Origin of the sequence: Streptomyces apricus (assembly GCF_008369065.1) — a bacterium.
Lineage (GTDB): Bacteria > Actinomycetota > Actinomycetes > Streptomycetales > Streptomycetaceae > Streptomyces > Streptomyces apricus.
Window position 1 is genome coordinate 976,297 of sequence record NZ_VDFC01000046.1, and the last position, 6,881, is coordinate 983,177.

Consider the following 6,881-nt stretch of genomic DNA (forward strand, 5'->3'; position numbering starts at 1 on the left):
GGTCACTGGCCTCGCCGTCCGCCGGGGCCGGTCACTGGCCTCGCCGTCCGCCGGGGCCGCACCGAGGTGCTGCACGACGTCGACCTGACCGTCGCCCCCGGCGAGACCGTCGCGCTCATGGGCCGCAACGGCGCCGGCAAGTCGACGCTGCTCTCGGCCCTGGTCGGCCTCGTCCCGCCGTCGGCGGGCTCGGTCCGCGTGGGCGGGCTCCGGCCCCACCGCACGGCGCCCGGAGAGCTGATCCGCCACGTCGGCCTCGTACCGCAGGAGCCCCGGGACCTGCTGTACGCGGACACGGTGGCGGGCGAGTGCGCGGCGGCGGACGCCGACGCGGGCGCCGCGCCGGGCACCTGCCGGGCGCTGGTGTCCGAGCTGCTGCCGGGCATCGCGGACGGCACGCACCCGCGCGACCTCTCCGAGGGCCAGCGGCTCACCCTGGCCCTGGCGGTCGTCCTGACGGCCCGGCCGCCCCTGATCCTCCTCGACGAGCCGACCCGCGGCCTCGACTACGCGGCCAAGTCGCGGCTGGTCACCCTGTTGCGGACGCTGGCGGCCGAGGGCCACGCCATCGTCCTGGCCACTCACGACGTCGAGCTGGCCGCCGAGCTCTCGCACCGGGTCGTGATCCTCGCCGACGGCGAGCCGGTGGCCGACGGAGCGACGGCCGAGGTCGTCGTCGCGTCCCCGTCCTTCGCGCCGCAGGTCACCAAGGTCCTCGCGCCGCAGAAGTGGCTGACCGTGGCGCAGGTGCGCGGGGCGCTGGGCGGACCGGGGCGGACCGAAGGGGTGCGTCTGTGACCCCCCAGGCGCGGCCCGTCCGGCTGGGCCCGCGTTCCGTCGCCGCGCTGGTCCTGGTCGGGGCGATCGGTCTGGCCGCGCTCACCTGGCCGTTCTTCGGCGATCCGGACTCACAGGTGGGCGCCCACGCGAAGGACGCGCCCTGGCTGTTCGCCGGGCTGCTGGTGCTGCTGGTCGGGGTGGTCGCGGCGACGATCTCCGAGTCGGGCCTCGGCCCCAAGGCGGTGGCCATGCTCGGGGTGCTGGCCGCGACCGGGGCGGCGCTGCGGCCGATCGGCGCCGGCACGGCGGGCATCGAGCCGATGTTCTTCCTGATGGTGCTGAGCGGGCGGGTGCTGGGCCCGGGGTTCGGCTTCGTGCTGGGGTCGGTCACGATGTTCGCGTCCGCGCTGCTCACGGGCGGGGTCGGGCCGTGGATGCCGTTCCAGATGCTCTCCATGGGCTGGTTCACGATGGGCGCGGGACTGCTGCCAGGCCCCGACCGGCTGCGCGGCAGGGGCGAGCTGGCGATGCTCGCGGCGTACGGCTTCGTCGCGGCGTTCGCGTACGGCACGTTCATGAACCTGGCCGGCTGGCCCTTCATGGACGCGCTGGCGTCGAGCGTCGCCTTCGACGCGCAGGACGCGGTGCCCACCAACCTGGCGCGTTTCGTGGCGTACTGCCTGGCCACCTCGCTGGGCTGGGACCTGGGCCGGGCGACGGTGACGGTCGTGCTGACGCTCACCCTGGGCGCGACGGTGCTCAAGGCGCTGCGCCGGGCGACGCGGCGGGCGGCTTTCGAGACGCCGGTCACGTTCGAGGGGCCGGAAGATGCGGCGCCCGTCACACCCCGCCCGTGAGGCGCCCCACAGGACCTTGGTCCTCAACTAGGCGCGATCGTAGGAAGTGAGCCTGTCATGCCCATGCACTAACAGCCTCTGACCTGCGGATTGAGAGCCACATCACAGAGGGACCTTGTTCGTTGAATACGACCACAACTAGCAAAAGGGGTCATTGCGGACAGCTGGCGGGCCTGCTTCATTGGAGGAGTCGCAAGGCGCCGACGTGCCCCGCAGGGCCTCGGCGCCGCCGCACGCCAGGGCCGGACACCAGAGTCGGCACTCAGGGCGTACGAGCGACCTCCCCGTCCCCGTAGAAAAGGTTCTCCGTGCCCTTCTCCGCCCGCATCCGTCTGATCGCCACCCCGAAGAAGGCCCTCACCGGCGCCGCCGTGGCGGCCGCCACCGCCGGCATGGTCCTCGCGGCGGGTCCCGCCCAGGCCGCCGCCCCCACGGCGACCTCCTCCGCGTCGGCCAGGACGATCGCGCAGCAGATGATCCACGACGACGCCCAGTACAAGGCGTTCTCGAAGATCGTCGAGCACGAGAGCGGCTGGGACGTCGACGCCACGAACGCCTCCTCCGGCGCCTACGGCCTGGTGCAGGCCCTGCCGGGCTCGAAGATGGCCTCCGCGGGCTCCGACTGGAAGACGAACGCGAAGACCCAGATCGAGTGGGGCCTGGACTACATGAACTCCCGCTACGGCAGCCCGGTCGGCGCATGGAACTTCTGGCAGGCCAACGGCTGGTACTGAGCCGGCTCGGCCCTTTCGGAGGCGAAGCGGCCGTTTCCTGGCACAAACCCCATGTCCGAAAGTAGCCGCCCCTTTGGCTTGTCTTCCGGACATAGGAAATTTATTTGAGGGCACGGCCAAACGTTCGATGCCTGTGTGGTGAATGCTGCGTACGCCCAGTGACCGAAGGGGTCACTGGGTCTACTTTTCCCTGGGGGGGAAATGCCGCATTTGCGTGCACACAGTCATGCCCATTTCCATGCAAGACGCGGTCTCGTGGCGGCCCTTGCGGTGCTGTCGCTGGCCGCGGGCGCCGTACCGGCCCTGGCTGCACCCGCCGCCGATCCGGCGGGCTCCGCGTGGGGCAAGGACACCGGCAAGGTCACCCCGCCGGCGGTGAAGGTAGGCGAGACGAAGCCGGCCGAGCCGGTGGCCGAGGCGCCCCTGTCGCCAGAGCGGGAGGCCTGGCGCAAGGCACAGAAGGAACGCGCGACCTCGACCACCGGCAAGGGCGCGCGCGTCGGCACGGCAGGCAGAGCGGCCGCGGCGGTCTACGTACCCGAGGGCCAGGGTGACGTCTCCTGGCACCAGATCACGGACGTCCGTGTCACCGACTCCCTGGTGGCGCGGATCGACTACTCCACCGGCAACCTGATGCTGGCCGCCACCGACTTCGACGTCGCGGGCGTCGGGCAGAAGCTCCAACTCGCCCGCACCTACAACTCGTTGGACGCCCCCTGGGGCAAGGTCTCCCAGCGCTGGTGGCAGACGTACGAGCGTTACGCGCAGATCAGTGACACGCAGTTCGTGCACTACGACTCCACCGGCGCGTCGTGGACGTTCGCGAAGAACGCCGACGGCACGTTCAAGACGCCCACCGGGTACTCCAAAGACCTGAAGGCGAACGCGGACGGCACCTTCACCCTGACCGACCGCAAGTCGGGCTCGAAGGACACGTACGACGAGCACGGGACGCTGACGAAGGTCACGGACAAGAACAAGGGCGTCATCACCGTCGACCAGCACGACGAGGGCACCGAGCACAAGGGCTTCAAGCTCACCGAGACCCGCTCCGGCCGCAGCGTCGACCTGCTGAAGACGGACGCCTCGCAGTGGCAGGCCAAGGACCACACCGGCCGCACCGCGGTCTTCGACCTCAACCCCGCCGGCGACCTCGCGAAGACGACGGACACCGAGGGCAAGGCCACTGTCTTCGACTACGACTCCTCCCGGCGCCTGACGAAGATCACGACACCCGAGGGCCGGGTCACCGTCTTCACCTACGACGCGGCCAACCGCGTCACCAGCATGCTGCGCGCCACCGAGTTCAACGGCTCCGGCCACACCGGGCCCACCTACCGCTACGCCTACAGTGCCACCGACCCGTTCGCGGCGGGCACCACCACGGCGACCGACCCGGAGAGCCACGCCACGAAGTACGAGCACGACAACAAGGCCAGGGTCTCCAAGGTCACCGACGCGCTGGGCCACTCCCGCCCACGCACCTACGACGCGAACAACAACATCGACACGGCCACCGACGCCATGGGCGTGAACGGCGTGGGCGGCAACGTCACCACGTACGGGTGGGACGCGCGCAACAACCCCACCGGCGCCACCCTGCCCACCGGCGCCACCTCGTCCGTCACCGGCTACCAGACGATCTCCGGAGCCGACCTGCCCGGCAGCATGACCACGGCCGACGGCGAGAAGTCGGACTACACGTACGACACGGCCGGCAACACCAAGTCGGTGGCAGTGACCGGAACGGGCGGCGGCACCCGCTCCTTCACCTACAACCCGTCCACCCCCACGTGCGGCGGCTTCGAGGGCCAGCGCTGCACGGCCAAGGACGCCCGTTCCAAGGTGACCTCGTTCGAGTACGACACCAAGGGCAACCTCAAGAAGGTCACCCCGCCCGCGCCGCTGAACGCGAACCCGGCCACCTACACCTACGACGCACTGGGGCGCACGGAGACGGCCGTCGACGGCCGCGGCATCACGAGCGTCTACACCTACGACAACCGCGACCGCGTCAAGGAAGTCTCCACCACCCACACGACCGTCACCTACTCCTACGACGGTGACGGCAACCTCAAGCAGCGCACCGACGACATCGGGACCATCACGTACGACTTCGACCCGCTCTCCCGTGAGCGGGTCCGCACCCTGCAGGACGGCTCCCAGACCGTGCTGGCCTACACGCCGGCCGGCAACGTCGACACCTACACCGACCCCCAGGGCGTGGTCGACTACACCTGGGACGAGGCCAACCGCCTCAAGTCCCTCAAGGACCCCCAGGATCGCCTGACGACGTACAAGCACAACGAGAACGACACGCGCACCGAGACCGCCTACCCCGGCGGCACCGTCCAGACGATCGACCCGGACGAGTCGGGCCGCCCCAAGACGATCAAGGCCACCTCGTCCAAGGGCACCCTGGTCAGTCTCGCCTACAGCTACTCCAACGCCGGCAAGGACGGATCGAAGATCCGGACCAGCACGGACGTGGTCTCGGGGATGAAGACGACCTACAGCTACGACAGCGCGGGCCGCTTCTCCTACGCCAAGGAGGAGAAGGGCACCACGCTCAACTCGTCCTGGCAGTACTGCTACGACGCCGCAGGCAACCTCACTTCGCAGGGCGTCGAGCCCGGCTGCCCCCGGGGCACGACCTACACCTACGACGACGCCTCGCAGCTGACGTCGAAGAACGGCTCCACCACCAACTGGTCCTACGACAAGGCCGGCAACGAGACCGCGGGCGCCTCCACCCCGGAGGAGACCCGCACGGCCGAGACGTGGTCGGACTTCTCGCAGCTCACGTCCCTCGCCGTCGGCGGCAAGACCTACCCCGGCGAGTACGGCTCCACCGACTCCAGCGAGCGTCACCGTCTGGGCGACACCTACTTCCACCCCGGTCCCATCGGCCTGGCGGCCGAGACGACTGCCGGTGTGGACACGGGATTTGTTCGCGAACCCGGGGGCACGCTGAATTCCATGACCCGCAGCGGCAAGGCGTACTACTACCTCACCGACGCCCTCGGCTCCGTGGTCGCGCTCACCGACGAGTCCGGCACGAAGGTGAACACGTACGTCTACAGCCCTCGCGGCGTCACCCGCGCCGCCACCACCGAGAAGGCCGGCCTCTCCCAGCCCTACCGCTTCACCGGCGGCCACCAGGACCCCACCGGCATGTACCACCTCGGAGCCCGCTACTACGACCCCAACATCGGCCGCTTCACCCAGCCCGACCCCTCCGGCCAGGAAAAGAACCCCTACCTCTACGCCGAAGGCGACCCGGTCAACCGCATCGACCCCACCGGACTGTTCTCGTTCGCCGATACTGTCGGCATCGTGGCGGGCACAGTGGCGGGCGCTGCAGCTGTTGCTACTGTCGCCGTGGCCTGCGCCGGCACAGCCGGTGTCGGCTGTGTAGTCGCGGGAGTCGTTACATCTGGCCTCTGGGGCGCGGGCGCGGGGGCTGCAGGAGCGACCATCGCCGGAGGTACTCAGGCTGAGCGAGTGAACGGAACGCTCGGAGGGCTGACGGGCGGGCTCGCGGGACCGGTCAGTTCCCTGCTTTTCGGATGATGGATGACGGGCCTGGAGGCGAAATGAGTCCGGCAGTTCGATTTATGACATCAGCCATCGGCACAGCTGTTGTCGCAGCAATACTCGGGGCCGTGGCCACTGCAAGCGGCCTTCTCGACGGCACCGTGCTTAGCGCTGCCGTGATTTTTGGGGCCGCAGGCGCTGTCGCGGGACTGCTCATCGCCGCATTCTCTCAGCGTTCCGGCCGCTAAGCGCCACTTCAGGCCGTGTGCCTCGGACTCGTCCGAAGTTCCGTGAAGAGCTGATCAAATAGGGTGCTCTGCGGGCGGAACCATGGTTCTGCCCGCAGAGTACCCGTTCTGCTGACGCCGTCTTTGCCGCGAAAATAGGCATCCTGACCGAGCCGTTACTGCCTCCGGCCGTGCCTAGCCCGATCCTTCCGGCCAGGAGAAGAACCCCTACCTCTACGCAAGCGGTGATCCCGTCAACAACATCGATCCCACGGGTCTGTTCGGATTGCCCGACATCGGTGAAGGGCTTGGAGGTTTCGCCGGGGGCGTTCTGGGTCTCGCATCTGCTGCCGCACTGTGCTCCACAGTGATCGGATGCGCGGCGGGCGCGGTAATACTGGGAGGCCTTGGCACCGGATCTGGCGCAGCCACCGGATCCGCCCTCCTTGGAGGAAGCAAGGAAGACCGTGCGGATGGCTTCATGAACGGAACCTTATGGGAGGGCTTGGCGCCAGTTCAGCCAGCTCCTGGCTAAGGGTTGTCCCGTAACTGCCGGTCACGGGTGAGATAATCTTGCTGTGTCTGGTGTGATCACGGCGTCGGAGCCCTCCTGGATAGGCCCGTTCACCGGCCTGAGCCCGCGCCAGTTCGGCAAGCTGATCACCGCGTTGCGGCGGGAGGGGGCGGACCCGGTGCGCAAGGGACGGCCGTGGAGCCTGCCGCTGGAGGACCGGGTCCTGCTGGTC

At 69.1% G+C, this 6,881-nt stretch carries 4 protein-coding genes and 1 pseudogene; all 5 read left to right on the forward strand.

Annotation, left to right across the window (positions count from 1 at the left end; all coding sequences use genetic code 11):
* The coding region (locus FGF04_RS24535) for an energy-coupling factor ABC transporter ATP-binding protein (RefSeq protein ID WP_149513827.1) at positions 1-798 on the forward strand (798 nt) is incomplete at its 5' end.
* A complete protein-coding gene (locus FGF04_RS24540) occupies positions 795-1,637 on the forward strand; it encodes an ECF transporter S component (RefSeq protein WP_149513828.1) in 843 nt (280 codons plus the stop codon). The genes FGF04_RS24535 and FGF04_RS24540, both read left to right, overlap by 4 nt.
* A 308-nt stretch (positions 1,638-1,945) precedes the next feature.
* Complete coding sequence (locus tag FGF04_RS24545; RefSeq protein ID WP_149513427.1) at positions 1,946-2,371, forward strand: aggregation-promoting factor C-terminal-like domain-containing protein; 426 nt, start codon at positions 1,946-1,948, stop codon at positions 2,369-2,371.
* Between the two features lie 201 nt (positions 2,372-2,572).
* Complete coding sequence (locus tag FGF04_RS24550; protein ID WP_149513428.1) at positions 2,573-5,944, forward strand: RHS repeat-associated core domain-containing protein; 3,372 nt, start codon at positions 2,573-2,575, stop codon at positions 5,942-5,944.
* A 769-nt stretch (positions 5,945-6,713) separates the two neighbouring features.
* Positions 6,714-6,881, forward strand: a pseudogene (locus FGF04_RS24555) (IS5/IS1182 family transposase); the annotation flags it as partial.